We start from the raw sequence: 17,539 nt of genomic DNA, 5'->3' as shown, positions 1-17,539 counted from the left end.
CTCTCTCGAATGGCAAAAAATCGCTTTAACCAGCACTGGCTGCACGACCACATCAACGACCCGTACGTCAAAATGGCGCAGCGGGAGGGCTATCGCGCGCGCGCCGCGTACAAGCTGAAGGAAATCGACGAGCAGGACAAGCTGATCCGTCCGGGCCAGGTGATCGTCGATCTCGGTTCGGCGCCGGGCAGCTGGAGCCAGTATGCGCGCAACAAGCTTGCGCAGGGCAGGAAGCGCGACGCGGAACGCGAAGGCGGCATCGACGGCACGATCGTGGCGCTCGATATCCTGCCGATGGAGCCGATCGCCGATGTCCACTTTCTCCAGGGCGACTTCCGCGAGGACGAGGTGCTCCATCAGCTCGAGGATTTGCTCGAAGGTCGCGCGGTGGACCTTGTTATTTCCGACATGGCCCCCAACCTCTCTGGCGTGGCCATGGCGGACGCGGCGCGCATCGAGCACATCTGCGATCTGGCGCTCGAATTCGCGCAGAACCATCTGAAGCCGGAAGGTGCGCTGCTCGTGAAGTGTTTTCACGGCAGCGGCTACAGCCAGATCGTCGAGAAATTCAAACAGCAGTTTAAGATCGTCGCGCCGCGCAAGCCGAAGGCGTCCCGCGACAAATCGTCCGAAACGTTCATTTTGGGTCGGCATCTGAAACGTCCGCGCTGATGCGCGGCGGGGTGCCGCAAACGGGCTCCGGCCCTTGCCAGACAAGCGAAGCGCTATCGCGGCGGTTGTCAATGCTTATGGCGAGGGTGGTCGGACTGGATTAGAATGACCGAGGGGCGCCGCAAGGAAAATGTAGGCGCTCGTCTACGAGTGAAGGAGTGGTGCTTTGAACAACAACATGTTTTCGAAGGCAGCAGTGTGGCTGGTGATCGCACTGGTGCTGTTTACCGTGTTCAAGCAGTTCGACAAGCCCCGCGTCCAGGAAGGCGTGTCCTATTCGCAGTTCATGGACGACGCCAAGAACGGCAAGGTCAAGAACGTCATCGTTCAGGGGCGCAACCTCACCGTCACTCCGGCTGATGGCCAGAAATACCAGATCGTGTCGCCCGGCGACATCTGGATGGTTGGCGATCTGATGAAGTACGGCGTGCAGGTCAGCGGCAAGGCCGACGACGAGCCGAACGCGCTGATGTCCGCGCTGTACTACCTCGGGCCGACGATCCTGATCATCGTGTTCTGGTTCTACATGATGCGGCAGATGCAGGGGGGCGGCAAAGGCGGTGCGTTCTCGTTCGGCAAATCGCGTGCGCGGCTGATCGACGAGAACAACAACGCGGTGAACTTCTCCGACGTCGCGGGCTGCGACGAAGCGAAGGAAGAAGTGTCCGAGCTCGTCGACTTCCTGCGCGATCCGCAGAAATTCCAGAAGCTCGGCGGCCGCATTCCGCGCGGCGTGCTGCTCGTCGGCCCTCCGGGTACCGGCAAGACGCTGCTGGCCCGCGCGATCGCGGGTGAAGCGAAGGTGCCGTTCTTCAGCATCTCGGGTTCCGACTTCGTCGAAATGTTCGTCGGCGTCGGCGCGGCCCGCGTGCGCGACATGTTCGAGCAGGCGAAGAAGCATGCGCCTTGCATCGTGTTCATCGACGAAATCGACGCGGTCGGCCGTCATCGCGGCGCCGGCATGGGCGGCGGCAACGACGAACGCGAACAGACGCTGAACCAGATGCTCGTCGAGATGGACGGCTTCGAGGCGAACTCCGGCGTGATCGTGATCGCCGCGACCAACCGTTCCGACGTGCTCGACAAGGCGCTGCTGCGTCCGGGCCGTTTCGACCGCCAGGTCTACGTCGGCCTGCCGGACATCCGCGGCCGCGAACAGATCATGCGCGTGCACCTGCGCAAGGTGCCGATCGCGAACGACGTCGATGCGGCAGTCATCGCGCGCGGCACGCCGGGTTTCTCCGGCGCCGATCTCGCGAACCTCGTGAACGAGGCCGCGCTGTTCGCCGCCCGTCGCGGCAAGCGCATCGTCGAGATGCAGGATTTCGAGGACGCGAAGGACAAGATCTTCATGGGTCCGGAGCGCAAGTCGGCCGTGATCCGCGAGGAAGCGAAGCGCGCAACCGCTTACCACGAGTCGGGCCACGCGGTGATCGCGAAGCTGCTGCCGAAGGCCGACCCGGTGCACAAGGTCACGATCATCCCGCGCGGCCGTGCGCTGGGTGTCACGTGGCAGTTGCCGGAGCATGACAACGAAACGTACTCGAAGGACTACCTGATGGACCGCCTCGCGATCCTGTTCGGTGGCCGGGTGGCGGAAGAGTTGTTCATGAACCTCGTCAGCACCGGCGCGTCGGACGACTTCAACAAGGCGACCCAGACGGCGCGCGCGATGGTGGCACGCTTCGGCATGACCGATGCGCTCGGGCCGATGGTCTACGTCGACGACGAGAACGATGCGTCGCCGTTCGGCCGGGGTTTCACGCGCACGATTTCGGAAGCGACGCAGCAGAAGGTCGACGCGGAAATCCGCCGCGTGCTCGACGAGCAGTACAGCCTCGCACGCCGCCTGCTCGACGAGAACCGCGACAAGGTCGAAGCGATGACCGCCGCGCTGATGGAGTGGGAGACGATCGATGCCGATCAGATCAACGACATCATGGACGGCCGTCCGCCGCGCTCGCCGAAGAGCGCGCCGGCTGTCGGCGGCGATTCGTCGGGCGGCGGCAGCAGCGCCGAGGTGAAGCCCGGCAACGCACCGGCGCCTGCCTCGCCGGCGGCGTAATCTCCGTTTCAGCGCCGTTCACGGGCTGGTGTGGCTTCACACCGGCCCGTTTTGCATTCATCCACGCCCGTTCCTCGTGTCCGATTCCGCTGTCTTCCCGCTCATTCCCGCGCCGCTCCAGTGCGGCCGTTTCGAACTGACGTTCGAGCGCCCGCTCGTGATGGGCATCCTCAACGCCACGCCCGATTCGTTTTCCGACGGCGGCCGCTTCCTGGCGCGCGACGACGCGCTGCGCCAGGCCGAGCGGATGATCGCCGAAGGCGTCGACCTCCTCGATATCGGCGGTGAGTCGACGCGGCCCGGTGCGCCGCCCGTGCCGCTCGACGAGGAACTCGCGCGGGTGATTCCGCTTGTCGAGGCGCTGCGGCCGCTGAACGTGCCGCTGTCGATCGACACCTACAAGCCGGCCGTGATGCGCGCGGCGCTCGCCGCCGGCGCGGACCTGATCAACGACATCTGGGGGTTTCGCCAGCCGGGCGCGATCGACGCGGTGCGCGAGGGCCGCTGCGGGCTGTGCGCGATGCACATGCTCGGCGAGCCGCAGACGATGCAGGTCGGCGAACCCGACTACGACGACGTCGTGACCGACGTGCGCGATTTTCTCGCCGCGCGCGCCCAGGCGTTGCGCGACGCAGGCATCGCGCCGGAGCGGATTTGCGTCGATCCCGGCTTCGGGTTCGGCAAGGCCGTCGTCGACGACAACTACGCGCTGCTGGCCGCGTTGCCGGACACGGCGCCGGCGCGGCCCGACGGGCGGGCCTATCCGATCCTCGCGGGCATGTCGCGCAAGTCGATGCTCGGCGCGGTGATCGGCGGCAAGCCGCCTATGGAGCGTGTCGCGGCGAGTGTGGCGGCGGCAGTGTGCGCGGTCGGGCGCGGGGCGGCGATCGTGCGCGTGCACGATGTCGCGGCGACGGTCGACGCGCTGAAGATCTGGAATGCCGTGCGCGAAGCCGCGCGGCAACGATAAGTCAGAAGACGAAGGAGGAAGAACCCATGGGACGTCGATATTTCGGCACGGACGGCATTCGCGGTACGGTGGGCGAAGCGCCCATCACGCCCGATTTCGTGTTGCGCCTCGGTTACGCGGCCGGCAAGGTGCTGGCCGGTTCGGCCGACGGCGCGGCAGGCTCGCGTCCGACCGTGCTGATCGGCAAGGACACCCGTGTGTCGGGCTACATGCTCGAAGCCGCGCTCGAGGCCGGGTTCTCGGCGGCCGGCGTCGACGTGATGCTGGCCGGCCCGATGCCGACGCCGGGCGTCGCGTACCTGACGCGCGCGCTGCGCCTGTCGGCCGGCGTCGTGATCAGCGCGTCGCACAACCCGTACCACGACAACGGGATCAAGTTTTTTTCCGCTGACGGCAACAAGCTGCCCGACGACACCGAGGCCGCGATCGAAGCGTGGCTCGACAAGCCGCTCGAATGCGCGCCATCCGACGGCCTCGGCAAGGCGCGCCGCCTCGACGACGCGGCCGGCCGCTACATCGAGTTCTGCAAGAGCACGTTCCCGGCCGCGTTCGACCTGCGCGGGATGAAGCTCGTGATCGACTGCGCGCACGGTGCCGCATACCAGATCGCGCCGCACGTGTTCCACGAGCTCGGCGCGGACGTGATCCCGATCGGCGTCGCGCCGAACGGCTTCAACATCAACGACGGCGTCGGCGCGACCGCGCCGGACGCACTGGTGCGCGCGGTGCGGGCAAATCATGCCGATCTCGGCATTGCGCTCGACGGCGATGCGGACCGCCTGCAGGTCGTCGATTCGACCGGCCGCCTTTATAACGGCGACGAGTTGCTCTACGTGCTCGTGAAGGACCGGATCGCGACCGACGGCAAGGTCGAGGGCGCGGTCGGCACGCTGATGACGAACCTCGCCGTCGAAGTCGCGCTGCAGCGCGAGGGCGTGCAATTCGTCCGTGCGGCGGTCGGCGACCGCTACGTGCTCGAACAGCTGCGCGAGCACGGCTGGCAGCTCGGCGCGGAAGGCTCCGGCCATATCCTGTCGCTCGACCGCCATTCGACCGGCGACGGCATCGTGTCGGCGCTGCTCGTGCTGGCCGCGCTGAAGCGCAGCGGCCAAACGCTCGCGCAGATGCTCGACGGCGTCACGCTGTTCCCGCAGAAGCTCATCAATGTGCGGATGAAGCCGGGCGCCGACTGGAAGGGCAGCGCGGCGATCCGCGCCGCGATCGAAGCGGCGGAAGCGGCGCTCGCCGGCAGCGGCCGCGTGCTGATCCGCGCGTCGGGCACCGAGCCCGTGCTGCGCGTGATGGTCGAGGCGCAGCAGGCGGCCGACGCGGTGCGCCACGCCGAGACGATCGCCGACGTGGTGCGCGCGGCGACGACCTGATGCAGGATGCCGGCGCGGGCGGCTCTGACGCCCCCGCGCCTGCCTGCCGGCCATTCCTTACGCGGCGCCTTCGGGGCGCCGCTGTTTCGTCAGACGCAAAGGTTTGCGACAGCGGGAAAGCGTGGTTCCGCGTACGCATTCATCAGACCGAGGCAAACGCCACCGGCCCCGAATATCGAACCCGTTGCCGGCGGGCGTTTTTCCGGCCGGTCGATGCCGCGGCACGCCGCGCCGGCGCTCCGCGGCGGAGGTTCTTCGCATCCGTCCGGGCAGGCATTTCGGGCCTGCCGTCGCCGCTTCGGCGCGCCCGCTGTTTCCTTTCAAGCAGTCATGTTACTGTCACGCCAGTTTCATCGATTGTCACATTACCGTCATGAGGAGCCCCTAACCTTCGCGGTGCCGTAGTCATCCGCTCACACACTGGAGGTCTCATGAAATTGATGCAAACCGCGATTGCCGGCCTGGCTGGCGCGCTTTTCGCCGTAGCTGCGCACGCTTCCGACATCACGGGTGCTGGCAGCACGTTCGCGATGCCGATCTATACGAAGTGGGCTGCCGATTACCAGCAGTCCGGCGGCGCGAAGGTCAACTACCAGGGCATCGGCTCGTCGGGCGGCCTGAAGCAGATCGTCGCGAAGACGGTCGACTTTGCCGGTTCGGACGCCCCGCTGAAGGATGACGAGCTCGCGAAGGAAGGCCTGTTCCAGTTCCCGACGGTGGTCGGTGGCGTGGTGCCGGTCGTCAACGTGCCGGGCGTGAAGGCTGGCGAACTGACGCTGTCGGGCCCGGTGCTCGGCGACATCTACCTCGGCAAGATCAAGAAGTGGAACGATCCGGCGATCGCCGCGCTGAACCCGAAGGTCAAGCTGCCGGATACGGACATCGCCGTGGTCCGCCGCGCCGACGGCTCGGGCACGAGCTTCATCTGGACGAACTACCTGTCGAAGGTCAACGACGAGTGGAAGTCGAAGATCGGCGAAGGCACGACGGTCAACTGGCCGACGGGCACGGGCGGCAAGGGTAACGACGGCGTCGCGGCCTTCGTGCAGCGTCTGCCGGGCGCGATCGGCTACGTCGAATGGGCGTACGCGAAGAAGAACAACATGATCTACACGGCCCTGAAGAACTCGACGGGCACGGTGGTCGAGCCGAAGACGGAAACGTTCAAGGCCGCTGCTGCCGGCGCGAACTGGTCGAAGTCGTTCTACCAGATCCTGACGAACCAGCCGGGCAAGGAAGCATGGCCGGTCGTCGGCGCGACGTTCGTGCTGCTGCACGCGAAGCAGGACAAGCCGGAGCAGGGCGCGGAAACGCTGAAGTTCTTCAGTTGGGCGTTCAAGAACGGCGAGAAGGCTGCTGACAGCCTGGACTACATCTCGCTGCCGCCGGCAGTCGAAGTGGAAATCCGCAAGCAGTGGAAGACCAAGGTGACGGACGCTTCGGGCAAGTCGGTCGCCGCCGAGTAAGCATTGCAGCGGTTCGCTGCCCGGCCGTGCAGGTCGGGCGGTGTGTGCGGTAAAGCCGGGCGTTACGGCGCCCGGCAATCAAAAGCAGGCACCCATGTCTGATATTTCCTATACGTCCTCACGGTCCGCCGACGTTGCGCAGCAACGCGCGCCGAGCCGCCTCGGGGATGTCGTATTCGGCGGTCTTGCACGGCTTGCCGCCATCGTGACCCTGCTGCTGCTCGGCGGGATCATCGTTTCCCTGATCATCGCGTCGATGCCGACCATCCAGAAGTTCGGCCTCGGCTTCCTGTGGCAATCCGAGTGGGATCCCAACTCGGACATCTACGGCGCGCTCGTGCCGATCTACGGCACGATCGTGACGTCGCTCATCGCGCTCGTCATCGCCGTGCCGGTCAGCTTCGGCATCGCGCTGTTCCTCACCGAGCTGTCGCCCGTCTGGCTGCGCCGCCCGCTCGGCATTGCAATCGAGCTGCTCGCAGCGATTCCGTCGATCGTGTACGGCATGTGGGGCCTGCTCGTGTTCGCGCCGATCTTCGCGGAATATTTCCAGAAGCCGCTCGGCCGCCTGTTCAAGGACGTGTGGATTCTCGGCCCGCTTACCGCCGGGCCGCCGATCGGCATCGGCATCCTCGCGGCGGGCGTGATCCTTGCGATCATGATCATCCCGTACATCGCGTCGGTGATGCGTGACGTGTTCGAAGTCACGCCCGTGCTGCTGAAGGAGTCGGCGTACGGCATCGGCTGCACGACCTGGGAAGTGATGTGGAAGGTCGTGCTGCCCTATACGAAGACCGGCGTGATCGGCGGCGTGATGCTCGGCCTCGGCCGCGCGCTCGGCGAGACGATGGCCGTGACCTTCGTGATCGGCAACACCAACCTGCTCGACAGCGTGTCGCTGTTCGCACCGGGCAACAGCATCACGTCGGCGCTGGCCAACGAATTCGCGGAAGCGCAGCCGGGCCTGCATACGTCCGCGCTGATGGAACTGGGCCTGATCCTGTTCGTGATCACGTTCATCGTGCTGACCATCTCCAAACTGCTGCTGCTTCGTCTCGAGAAGGGAGAGGGCAAGAAATGAGCGAGCCCGTCATGAATTTCCCGGGGCCGGACGGCGCCGTGCTCGACGCGATGCGCAACCGCCTGCAGCGCAAGCGCAAGGCCGTCAACGCGATCGCGCTCGCCGCGGCGCTCGGTGCGATGGCATTCGGCCTGCTGTGGCTCGTGTGGATTCTCTACACGACGATCCACCTCGGCATCGGCGGCCTGTCGCTGCAACTGTTCACCGAATCGACGCCGGCACCGAACACGGAAGGCGGCGGTCTCGCGAACGCGATCGTCGGCAGCTTGCTGCTGTGCGGTTTCGGCACGCTGGTCGGCACGCCGATCGGTATCCTCGCAGGCGTCTATCTCGCCGAATACGGCCAGAGGAACCTGCTGGCGAGCACGATCCGCTTCATCAACGACATCCTGCTGTCCGCGCCGTCGATCGTCATCGGCCTGTTCGTGTACGCGATCGTCGTCGCGAAGTCGGGGCGTTTTTCGGGCTGGGCCGGCGTGATCGCGCTGGCACTGCTGCAGATCCCGATCGTGATCCGCACGACCGAGAACATGCTGAAGCTCGTGCCGAACGCGCTGCGCGAAGCGGCCTTCGCGCTCGGCACGCCGAAGTGGCGGATGGTGCTGAAGATCACGCTGCGTGCTTCGGTGGGCGGCATCATCACCGGCGTGCTGCTTGCGGTCGCGCGGATCGCCGGCGAAACGGCGCCGCTGCTGTTCACCGCCTTGTCGAACCAGTTCTTCTCGTGGGACATGAGCCAGCCGATGGCGAACCTGCCCGTCACGATCTACAAGTTCGCGATGAGCCCGTTCGCCGAATGGCAGTCGCTCGCATGGGCGGGCGTGTTCCTGATTACGCTCGGGGTGCTCGGACTCAACATCCTGGCGCGCTCGATCTTCTCGAAAAAGTAACGGCGGAGCAATCCGATGAATATGGCAGAAAGCCACCTGAATCCCGTCGAGCGCACTGCTGCGCCGGCCGGCACGCAAGACGCGGCGCACGGCCGCCCGCTCGAGCCGCTGAACGCGAAGATCGAGGTCAACAACCTCAACTTCTTCTACAACAAGTTCCATGCGCTGAAGAACATCAACCTGAGCATTCCCGAAGGGAAGGTGACGGCGTTCATCGGCCCGTCGGGCTGCGGCAAGTCGACGCTGCTGCGCACGTTCAACAAGATGTTCGCGCTCTATCCGGAGCAGCGCGCCGAAGGCGAAATCCTGATGGACGGCGAGAACCTGCTGACGACGAAGCGCGACATCTCGCTGCTGCGCGCGCGCATCGGCATGGTGTTCCAGAAGCCGACCCCGTTCCCGATGTCGATCTATGACAATATCGCGTTCGGCGTGAAGATGTTCGAAAAGCTCACGCGCTCGGAAATGGACGACCGCGTCGAGTGGGCGCTCACGAAGGCCGCGCTGTGGAACGAAGTGAAGGACAAGCTGAGCCAGAGCGGCTACGGCCTCTCGGGCGGCCAGCAGCAGCGGCTGTGCATCGCGCGCGGCATCGCGATCCGTCCGGAAGTGCTGCTGCTCGACGAACCGTGCTCGGCGCTCGACCCGATCTCGACGGGCCGCATCGAGGAGCTGATCGCGGAGCTGAAGAGCGACTACACGGTCGTGATCGTCACGCACAACATGCAGCAGGCCGCGCGCTGCTCGGATTTCACGGCCTACATGTACCTGGGCGAGCTGATCGAATTCGGCGAGACCGAAAAGATCTTCATCAAGCCGGTGCGCAAGGAAACGGAAGACTACATCACCGGCCGTTTCGGTTGATGACGGAGAACAACAGCCATGTCGGATAAACATCTGTCGAGCCAGTTCGACGCGGACCTGAATGCCGTGTCGTCGAAAGTGCTGGAAATGGGCGGGCTCGTCGAGTCGCAGATCGTCGGCGCGATGCACGCGCTGAACGAATTCGATCGCGATGCGGCCGAGAAGGTGATCGCCGCAGAGGAAACGCTGAACGCGATGGAAGTCGACATCGACCAGGAGTGCGGCAACATCATCGCGCGGAGGCAGCCTGCCGCGCGTGACCTGCGCCTTTTGATGTCGATTTCGAAAACGATTACGAACCTCGAGCGCGCAGGCGACGAGGCCGAGAAGATCGCGAAGCGCGTGCGCCGTCTGGTCGACGAGCCGGCTGCTCGTACGGTCAACATCGCCGAGATCAAGGTGTCGGGCGAGATGGCCGTGACGATCCTGCGCCGCGCGCTCGACGCGTTCGCGCGTCTCGATACGGTGGCCGCCGCGCAGATCGTCAAGGACGACAAGGAGATCGACCTGGAATTCCGCGCGTTCGTGCGCAAGCTCGTGTCGTACATGCAGGAAGATCCGCGCACGATCTCGGTCGGCCTCGAATACCTGTTCATCGCGAAGGCCATCGAGCGGATCGGCGACCACGCGAAGAACATCGCCGAATTCATCATCTACATCGTGAAGGGCACCGACGTACGGCACCAGCCGCGCGACACGCTCGATCGCGAAGCCAACAGTTAATCGACTCCGTACAGGAAAAAAAGAGGTGCCGATGCCCAGCAACATTCTCGTCGTTGAAGATGAGCCCGCGATTTCCGAACTGATCTCGGTGAATCTCCAGCACGCCGGTCACTGCCCGATCCGGGCGTACAACGCGGAACAGGCGCAGAACCTGATCAGCGACGTGCTGCCCGATCTTGTGCTGCTCGACTGGATGCTGCCGGGCAAGTCCGGCATCGCGTTCGCGCGCGACCTGCGCAACAACGAACGGACCAAGCACATTCCGATCATCATGCTGACCGCTCGCGGCGACGAGCAGGACAAGGTGCTCGGCCTCGAAATCGGCGCGGACGACTACGTGACGAAGCCGTTTTCGCCGAAGGAGCTGATGGCGCGGATCAAGGCCGTGCTGCGCCGCCGCGCGCCGCAGCTGACCGAGGACGTCGTGTCGATCAACGGGCTGCGTCTCGATCCGGCCACGCATCGTGTCGCCGCGCATGGCGACGGCAGCGAGATCAAGCTCGATCTCGGCCCGACCGAGTTCCGCCTGCTGCATTTCTTCATGACGCATCCGGAGCGCGTGCACAGCCGCACGCAACTGCTCGACCAGGTGTGGGGCGACCATGTGTTCGTCGAGGAGCGTACCGTCGACGTGCATATCAAGCGACTGCGCGCAGCCTTGAAACCGGCCGGCTGCGATGCGATGATCGAGACCGTGCGCGGCAGCGGCTACCGGCTCGCCAAGCACGCGTAACGTATTCGTGCATGCCGTGTGCCACGGCATGCCGTTCATTCTTTCGGACGCTGAATCATGAACATCATCTGGGCGCGCTTTCTCGTGTCGCTCGTGCTGCTCGTGCTGATCGGCGTATTGGTCGGCGTGTTCGCCGGCCCGACCGCGGGCCTCGTGTTCGTGGTCGTGATGCTGATCGTGCAGGGCTTTTTCAGCACCTTTCATACGCAGCGTCTGTGGCGGCTGCTCGACGCGCCGGTCTACGGCGAAGTGCCGAGCGCGCCGGGCATCTGGGGCGAGATCTACTATCGGCTGCACAAGCTCGCGAAGCAGTGGCATGCGCAGGTGCGGCAGGTCGAGCAGCAGCATTCGCGCTTCATCCAGGCGATCCAGGCGTCGCCGAACGGCGTCGCGATGCTCGACGACCACGATCAGATCGAGTGGTGCAACGCGATCGCCGAAGTCCACTTCGGCCTCGATGCGAAGCGCGACCTGCGCCAGCACATCACGAACCTGGTGCGTCATCCCGATTTCGTCCGCTACCTGAACGCGCAGCATTACGACGAGACGCTCGTGATGCGCGGGATGGGCGATTCGCGGCAGAACGTGCTGGCCGTGCAGGTGTTTCCGTACGGCGAGAACCGCAAGCTGCTGCTCACGCAGGACATCACGGAGCTCGAGCGCACCGATGCGATGCGGCGCGACTTCGTCGCGAACGTGTCGCACGAGCTGAAGACGCCGCTTACCGTGCTGTCGGGCTTCCTCGAGACGATGCGCGAGCTGCCGCTGAACGAGGAGGATCGCGCGCGCTATCTCGACATGATGGACCAGCAGGCGTCGCGGATGCGGCACATCGTCACCGACCTGCTCGTGCTCGCGAAGCTGGAGGGCGAGAGCAAGCCGCCGGCCGATCGCGCGATCGACATGCGCGCCGTGTTCGACCATCTGAAGGAGGACGCGCAGACGCTGTCGAACGGGCATCACGACATCTCGTTCACGATCGACGACACGCTCGGCGTGACCGGTGCGCAGACGGAGCTGTTCAGCGCGTTCGCGAATCTCGTCACGAATGCGATCCGCTATACGCCGGACGGCGGCAAGATCGCCGTGTCGTGGCGGCGCGAGGGCGCCCACGGGGTGTTTTCGGTCACGGACAGCGGCTTCGGCATTCCGGCCGCGGACCTGCCGCGATTGACCGAGCGCTTCTACCGCGTCGACCGCAGCCGCTCGCGCGATACGGGCGGCACGGGGCTCGGGCTCGCGATCGTCAAGCACGTGCTGCAGCGGCACGATGCGCACCTGTACGTGCAGAGCGAGGAAGGGCGCGGCAGCACGTTTACCGCCCGGTTCCCGGGCTCGCGCATCATCGCGATCCGGCCGGCCGCGTACGAGGCATGATCGCGTCATGGCGACCCGTCGCTCGCCCGGCGAGCGGCGGCATGCCGGTTTGAACGGTCCGAAAGGTCTGAACGGTCGGAAATGAAAAAAGCACAGCCCGCGGGCTGTGCTTTTTGCATTGGCGGTGCGGCGCGCGACTCGCGCCGCGCTGCCGGATCACGAGCAGAACTTCGCGAGCAACCCGAGTTGCGCGTTGCGGATCGTCTTGCCGGCGCGGCGGCGGCGGTAGTGGCCGTCGCTTTGCATCTGCCAGGCCGACTGGTTGTCGCCGAGGCAGACCGACAGGCCTTCGGCGATCACGCGCCGCTTGAGCTTGCGATCGCGGATCGGGAACGCGACTTCGACGCGGCGGAACAGGTTGCGGTCCATCCAGTCGGCGCTCGACAGATAGACGTCTTCCGTGCCGCCCGCGTGGAAATAGTAGATCCGGTGGTGCTCGAGGAACCGCCCGACGATCGAGCGCACCGTGATGTTCTCCGACAGCCCCGGCACGCCGGGTTTCAGCGCGCAGACCCCGCGCACGATCAGGTCGACCTTGACGCCGGCCTGCGACGCCTCGTACAGCGCGGCGATCACCGACGGCTCCAGCAGCGCGTTCATCTTCGCGACGACGCGCGCACGCTTGCCGGCTCGCGCATTGTCGATTTCCTTGCGGATCGATTCGATGATGCGCGGATGCAGCGTGAACGGCGACTGCCACAGCTCGTGCAGCGTGAGTTCGCCGCCGATTCCGGTCAGCTGCTGGAACACGTGATGGACGTCCTCGCAGATCTTCTGGTCGGCCGTCATCAGCCCGAAGTCGGTGTAGAGGCGCGCCGTGCGCGGGTGGTAGTTGCCGGTGCCGAGGTGCACGTAGCGGCGCAGCGACGTCTTGCCGGCCTGCACGACGCGCCGCACGATCAGCATCATCTTCGCGTGGCACTTGTGGCCGACCACGCCGTACACGACGTGCGCGCCGACGGCTTCGAGCTGCGACGCCCAGTTGATGTTGGTTTCCTCGTCGAAGCGCGCGAGCAGCTCGACGACGACGGTCACTTCCTTGCCGTTGCGCGCGGCTTCCATCAGCGCGTCCATCAGCGGCGAATCGGTGCCGGTACGGTAGATCGTCTGCTTGATCGCGACGACGCTCGGATCCTTCGCGGCCTGCTGCAACAGCTCGAGCACCGGCTGGAAGCTCTCGTACGGGTGGTGCAGCAGGATGTCGCCGTGATCGATCGCGTCGAACATCGTCGGCGCGCTCGTGATCGCGGCCGGCGTCGATGCGGTGAACGGCGTGAACTTCAGCTCGGGGCGGTCGACGAGATCGGGAATCTGCATCAGGCGCACGAGATTCACGGATCCGGCGACGCGATAGCAATCCTTCTCGCCGAGCTCGCTTTCCTCGAGCAGGCGCCGCACGATGTGCGGCGGCGTATCGGCCGACACCTCGAGGCGCACCGCGTTGCCGAGGTGGCGCGCGGGCAGTTCGCCCTGCAGCGCGACGCGCAGGTTCGTGATTTCGTCCTCGTCGACGAACAGTTCACTGTTGCGCGTGATGCGGAACTGGTTGCAGCTTTTCACGACGAGTTGCGGGAAGAGTTCGCCGACGAAGCGCTGCATGAACGAGCTCAGCAGCACGAAGCCGTGCTCGAAGCCCGACAGCGCGTGCGGCATGCGCACGACGCGCGGCAGCGCGCGCGGCGCCTGCACGATGCCCATCACGGCCTGGCGGCCGAAGGCGTCGCGGCCTTCGAGCTCGACGACGAAGTTCAGGCTCTTGTTCAGCACGCGCGGGAACGGATGGGCCGGATCGAGGCCGATTGGCGTCAGCACGGGCAGCAGCTCGTCGAGGAAGTAGCGCCGCGCCCATTCGAGCTGCTCGTCGTTCCACGTATCGCTTGCATGGAAGTAGATGCCTTCCTGCTCGAGCGCGGGCAGCACGGTTTCGTGCAGCATCGTGTACTGTCGATGGACGAGCCGCTGCGCGCGTTCGACGACGAGATCGTAAGCGTGCTGTAACGACATGCCGTCGGGTGTCAGCGCGCCGGGATTGTCGCGGATCTGCTCCTGCAGGCCGGCCATCCGCACTTCGAAGAATTCGTCGAGGTTGCTGCTCGTGATGCAGATGAAGCGCAGGCGTTCGAGCAAAGGGACTTGAGGATCGGCCGCTTGGGCCAGCACGCGCTCGTTGAAACCGAGGATGCCGAGTTCACGATTGAGAAGCGGATAACGGACGGACATCGGCAGAGTAGGGGGTGATTCGGGCGATGATTCGAAAGGACGCTCGGAAACTCTCACGGTACGGTGACGTGCTGATGACAATGGTGTATTTATATCGGGAAATTCTACGCCGTAACCGTTTTGTCTCATAAATGTTTCGACGATATGCAAACGAGCGGCGTGCATGCCCGTGAAGCGTGGCAACGGCAAGCGTTCCACGCTTAAAATGTCGCCTTTGATTGATCGCCCGCGGCGGCCGGCCGGCTGCCGCGGGCGAACGCTCACGGAGCCCCCTTCTGATGGTTACAACCCCCCACTTGCTGGCTGCCGTGGATCTCGGCTCGAACAGCTTCCGGCTGATCGTCGGGCGCGTCGAGGAGACGCCGGCGGGCAGCCAGATCTATCCCGTCGACGCACTGCGCGAGCCGGTCCGGCTGGCCGCGGGCCTGTCGAGCGACAAGATGCTCGACCGTGCGTCGCAGGAGCGTGGCTGGGAGGCGCTGAAGCGGTTCGGCGAGCGCCTGCGCGATTTCCATCCCGATCATGTGCGCGCGGTGGCGACCAACACGCTGCGCGTCGCGAAGAACGCGGGCGAGTTTCTCGGCGAGGCCGAGGCGGCGCTCGGCTTCCCGATCGAAGTGATCGCCGGCCGCGAGGAAGCGCGGCTGATCTACGCGGGCGCCGCGCACTCGGTGCCGGCGAGCGCCGGCAAGCGGCTCGTCGTCGACATCGGCGGCGGCTCGACCGAGTTCATCATCGGCTCGCACTACACGCCGATCGTGATGGAGAGTCTCTATATCGGCTGCGTGAGCCACAGCCGCGCCTTTTTCCCGGCCGGCAACGTCGACGAATACACGATGCGGCAGGCCGAGCTCGCGGCCAAGCGCGAGATCCAGATCATTTCGAGTGAGTACAAGAAGGCCGGATGGGATCAGGCGATCGGCTCGTCCGGCACCGCGCGGGCGCTTGCGGAGCTCGTCGAGGCGAACGGCTTCAACGATCCGGGCGTCACGCACGGCATTTCGCGCGGCGGCCTCGAGCGCCTGAAACGCGCGCTGATCAAGTCGGAGAACGTCAACCGGCTGAAGCTGATCGCGCTGAAGCCCGACCGCGTGCCGGTGCTCGCGGGCGGCCTCGCGATCATGCTTGCGGTGTTCGAGGAACTCGGCGTCGACTATGTCGACACGACCGACGGCGCGCTGCGCCTCGGCGTGCTGTACGACCTGCTCGGGCGGACGCAGCACGAGGACATGCGCGCGGTGACCGTCGAGGGCTTCACGCGTCGCTACGGCGTCGATCGGTCGCAGGCCGAGCGGATCGGCACGCTGGCGGTGCGTTTATACGACGAACTCGAAGAGGCCGACGACGAGGCGCGCGAGGAAGGGCGGATGTTCCTCGGCTGGGCGGCCGCGTTGCACGAGATCGGCCTGTCGATCTCGCACAGCGCGTATCACAAGCATTCGGCCTATATCGCGAGCAACGCGGACATGCCGGGTTTTTCGCGCACCGACCAGGCGCGGCTCGCCGCGCTCGTGCTCGGGCACGCGGGCAAGCTCGGCAAGCTGTCGCAGGCGCGCGAGGTCGAGTGGCCGCTGCTGTTCTGCCTGCGGCTCGCGGCGCTGCTGTGCCGGCGCCGGACCGATGCCGGGCTGCCCGACATTTCCGTGTCGCAGATGAAGAAGGGCGGGTATGAAGTGCGCCTGCCGGGCACGTGGGTCGAGCAGAATCCGTTGACCGACTACAGCCTCAGCCAGGAGGCGGCCGAGTGGGAGAAGGTCGGTATCCCGTATCGCGTGGTGTACACCGGCGCGTGACCGGCCGATAGCGGGGGCCGATGGGGTCGGTGCGCCGCGTTCGGGCGGCGCGCGTGACCGCCGCGACGCCCGCTCAGTCGGACGAGCAGACGATCGCGGTCAGGAACGGGAATGCCTGTTTGACGGTCGCGTCGCTGCCGGCCTTGCGCACGGCTTCCTCCACCGCACTCTTCGTGCCCCGCACCACGACGCCGTAGGCCCAGTCGCCGATCGGCGTGCCGTCGCCCGGACGGAAGATCGGGTCGTTCGCTTGGTAGCCGAGCACGACATAGACGCCGAAGCCGTATGCCGTCAGCGAGCGGTTGGTACGGAATGCGTTGACCGAATTCGATTCGACATGCATCGGTTCCGACTGAATGTCGCCGGCTGCGAGCAACGGCGCGACGAACTTGTGGCCGGTGGAATGGCAGTCGAGCGCATCGTCGAGCGTCTTGGCCGATGCGGCGCCGGAAGTTGCAAGCGCGAGCAGCGAGGCGCAGAGGGCGGTTTTGAGAATGTTGTCGTTCATGCGCGGATGCGGGTTGTTCATGCGCATTATCGCGTGTTCCGGGATGGGGCGTGTGCGGGTGCGGGGCCGCGCTGGATGGCGATGCTTTCCGCGATCAAATCGGCTGCATGATTGCGCTGTACGTCTCAATTGGAAGTCCCGGAAGTTATCCGTCGGGCAGGTTCGATTCCGAATATCAAAGCAGGAAGTGCGGCGACAGCCATTCTGGATGCATTTGAGGCGCGCGCGGTTGAGTCGTGGTCGGGAGCGTGATCTGTGGCGGGTAAGCCGGTTATCTAAACGCGGAAGGTGACAGCAGCGCCATAATCAAAGCTTGATCATATTGGAATGTCAGTCGACGCTTCGGCGAGACTTTGTGGAATGCATAAGCTTGTTGAGGCAGGCAATGTAATCGACGAAGAATATCGATTGGCGCTCGTGCCGGAGTTTTCCAATTTCAACTCGGGCAGTTTTGTGGGCCAGGGTCACTGATCGCAAAAAAGCGAACGACACAATCATTCAGCAATCACCGATCGCCGGTGACCGAGCGACGGTGGCCCACACAATGATGGCGCAGGCGGCGCGCGAAGCTGGCGGCGGCGTTACCCCAAAAGAAAAAGGGTTACGGCATTTCTGCCGTAACCCCTTGATTCCTTTGGTCGGAGCGATAGGATTCGAACCTACGACCCTCTGATCCGGTAATCCCCCCAAAAGACCGGTGTGATCAGAAGTAGAATTTTCTCGTTGAGGGAGTTCTACAGCATGAAGAAATCGAGATTCACGGACAGCCAGATCATGGACGCGCTCAAGCGCGTG

The 17,539-nt window shown here is 65.1% G+C and carries 14 protein-coding genes; 12 read left to right on the top strand and 2 right to left on the bottom strand.

The window, feature by feature from the left end:
- The first annotated feature begins 9 nt into the window (after positions 1 to 9).
- From GQ56_RS0123680 to phoR, 11 genes are all read left to right on the top strand, one after another.
- On the top strand, positions 10 to 672 hold the full coding sequence (locus GQ56_RS0123680) for an RlmE family RNA methyltransferase (RefSeq protein WP_031400996.1): 663 nt from the start codon (positions 10 to 12) through the stop codon (positions 670 to 672).
- A gap of 166 nt (positions 673 to 838) precedes the next feature.
- Complete coding sequence (gene ftsH, locus GQ56_RS0123675; RefSeq protein ID WP_031400995.1) at positions 839 to 2,737, top strand: ATP-dependent zinc metalloprotease FtsH; 1,899 nt, start codon at positions 839 to 841, stop codon at positions 2,735 to 2,737.
- Positions 2,738 to 2,813: 76 nt separating this feature from the next.
- Positions 2,814 to 3,707: a dihydropteroate synthase gene (gene folP / locus GQ56_RS0123670; RefSeq protein WP_031400994.1), complete on the top strand. Its 894-nt coding sequence runs from the start codon at positions 2,814 to 2,816 to the stop codon at positions 3,705 to 3,707.
- Between the two features lie 26 nt (positions 3,708 to 3,733).
- Complete coding sequence (gene glmM, locus GQ56_RS0123665) at positions 3,734 to 5,089, top strand: phosphoglucosamine mutase (protein WP_031400993.1); 1,356 nt, start codon at positions 3,734 to 3,736, stop codon at positions 5,087 to 5,089.
- A 431-nt stretch (positions 5,090 to 5,520) separates the two neighbouring features.
- Positions 5,521 to 6,555, top strand: coding sequence for a phosphate ABC transporter substrate-binding protein PstS (gene pstS, locus GQ56_RS0123660; RefSeq protein WP_031400992.1), 1,035 nt, complete (start codon positions 5,521 to 5,523; stop codon positions 6,553 to 6,555).
- A gap of 94 nt (positions 6,556 to 6,649) precedes the next feature.
- A complete protein-coding gene (pstC, locus tag GQ56_RS0123655) occupies positions 6,650 to 7,636 on the top strand; it encodes a phosphate ABC transporter permease PstC (RefSeq protein ID WP_031400991.1) in 987 nt (328 codons plus the stop codon).
- On the top strand, positions 7,633 to 8,526 hold the full coding sequence (gene pstA, locus GQ56_RS0123650) for a phosphate ABC transporter permease PstA (protein ID WP_031400990.1): 894 nt from the start codon (positions 7,633 to 7,635) through the stop codon (positions 8,524 to 8,526). Before pstC ends, pstA begins: the two co-directional genes overlap by 4 nt.
- 15 nt (positions 8,527 to 8,541) lie before the next feature.
- Complete coding sequence (gene pstB / locus GQ56_RS0123645; RefSeq protein WP_031400989.1) at positions 8,542 to 9,390, top strand: phosphate ABC transporter ATP-binding protein PstB; 849 nt, start codon at positions 8,542 to 8,544, stop codon at positions 9,388 to 9,390.
- A gap of 18 nt (positions 9,391 to 9,408) precedes the next feature.
- Positions 9,409 to 10,113: a phosphate signaling complex protein PhoU gene (gene phoU / locus GQ56_RS0123640; RefSeq protein ID WP_014897420.1), complete on the top strand. Its 705-nt coding sequence runs from the start codon at positions 9,409 to 9,411 to the stop codon at positions 10,111 to 10,113.
- A gap of 31 nt (positions 10,114 to 10,144) precedes the next feature.
- Positions 10,145 to 10,846, top strand: coding sequence for a phosphate regulon transcriptional regulator PhoB (gene phoB, locus GQ56_RS0123635; protein WP_006750313.1), 702 nt, complete (start codon positions 10,145 to 10,147; stop codon positions 10,844 to 10,846).
- Positions 10,847 to 10,903: 57 nt separating this feature from the next.
- Positions 10,904 to 12,223 (top strand): phosphate regulon sensor histidine kinase PhoR, encoded by a 1,320-nt coding sequence (phoR, locus tag GQ56_RS0123630; RefSeq protein WP_031400988.1) that lies wholly within the window; start codon positions 10,904 to 10,906, stop codon positions 12,221 to 12,223.
- Between the two features lie 156 nt (positions 12,224 to 12,379).
- Here phoR and ppk1 read toward each other — a convergent pair whose 3' ends face one another.
- Positions 12,380 to 14,443 (bottom strand): polyphosphate kinase 1, encoded by a 2,064-nt coding sequence (gene ppk1, locus GQ56_RS0123625; protein ID WP_031400987.1) that lies wholly within the window; start codon positions 14,441 to 14,443, stop codon positions 12,380 to 12,382.
- Positions 14,444 to 14,721: 278 nt separating this feature from the next.
- Here ppk1 and ppx point away from each other — a divergent pair, with 278 nt between their 5' ends.
- Positions 14,722 to 16,236 carry an exopolyphosphatase gene (gene ppx / locus GQ56_RS0123620; protein WP_031400986.1) on the top strand — a complete coding sequence of 505 codons (1,515 nt, stop codon included), beginning with the start codon at positions 14,722 to 14,724 and terminating at the stop codon, positions 16,234 to 16,236.
- Between the two features lie 73 nt (positions 16,237 to 16,309).
- Here the strand turns inward: ppx and GQ56_RS0123615 are convergent, their stop codons facing one another.
- Positions 16,310 to 16,744 carry a hypothetical protein gene (locus GQ56_RS0123615; RefSeq protein ID WP_031400985.1) on the bottom strand — a complete coding sequence of 145 codons (435 nt, stop codon included), beginning with the start codon at positions 16,742 to 16,744 and terminating at the stop codon, positions 16,310 to 16,312.
- Positions 16,745 to 17,539 lie beyond the last annotated feature (795 nt).

Source organism: Burkholderia paludis (assembly GCF_000732615.1).
GTDB classification, from domain to species: domain Bacteria; phylum Pseudomonadota; class Gammaproteobacteria; order Burkholderiales; family Burkholderiaceae; genus Burkholderia; species Burkholderia paludis.
The sequence above is the reverse complement of the archived record's forward strand: the minus strand, read 5'-3'. Positions and strand labels throughout refer to the sequence as shown.

Excerpts from the sequence above, each read along its gene's own strand:
- GQ56_RS0123680 (WP_031400996.1), top strand. The coding sequence starts at position 10 with ATGGCAAAAAATCGCTTTAACCAGCACTGGCTGCACGACCACATCAAC.
- glmM (WP_031400993.1), top strand. The coding sequence starts at position 3,734 with ATGGGACGTCGATATTTCGGCACGGACGGCATTCGCGGTACGGTGGGC.
- pstS (WP_031400992.1), top strand. The coding sequence starts at position 5,521 with ATGAAATTGATGCAAACCGCGATTGCCGGCCTGGCTGGCGCGCTTTTC.
- pstC (WP_031400991.1), top strand. The coding sequence starts at position 6,650 with ATGTCTGATATTTCCTATACGTCCTCACGGTCCGCCGACGTTGCGCAG.
- pstA (WP_031400990.1), top strand. The coding sequence starts at position 7,633 with ATGAGCGAGCCCGTCATGAATTTCCCGGGGCCGGACGGCGCCGTGCTC.
- pstB (WP_031400989.1), top strand. The coding sequence starts at position 8,542 with ATGAATATGGCAGAAAGCCACCTGAATCCCGTCGAGCGCACTGCTGCG.
- phoU (WP_014897420.1), top strand. The coding sequence starts at position 9,409 with ATGTCGGATAAACATCTGTCGAGCCAGTTCGACGCGGACCTGAATGCC.
- phoB (WP_006750313.1), top strand. The coding sequence starts at position 10,145 with ATGCCCAGCAACATTCTCGTCGTTGAAGATGAGCCCGCGATTTCCGAA.
- phoR (WP_031400988.1), top strand. The coding sequence starts at position 10,904 with ATGAACATCATCTGGGCGCGCTTTCTCGTGTCGCTCGTGCTGCTCGTG.
- ppk1 (WP_031400987.1), bottom strand. The coding sequence starts at position 14,443 with ATGTCCGTCCGTTATCCGCTTCTCAATCGTGAACTCGGCATCCTCGGT.
- ppx (WP_031400986.1), top strand. The coding sequence starts at position 14,722 with ATGGTTACAACCCCCCACTTGCTGGCTGCCGTGGATCTCGGCTCGAAC.
- GQ56_RS0123615 (WP_031400985.1), bottom strand. The coding sequence starts at position 16,744 with ATGAACGACAACATTCTCAAAACCGCCCTCTGCGCCTCGCTGCTCGCG.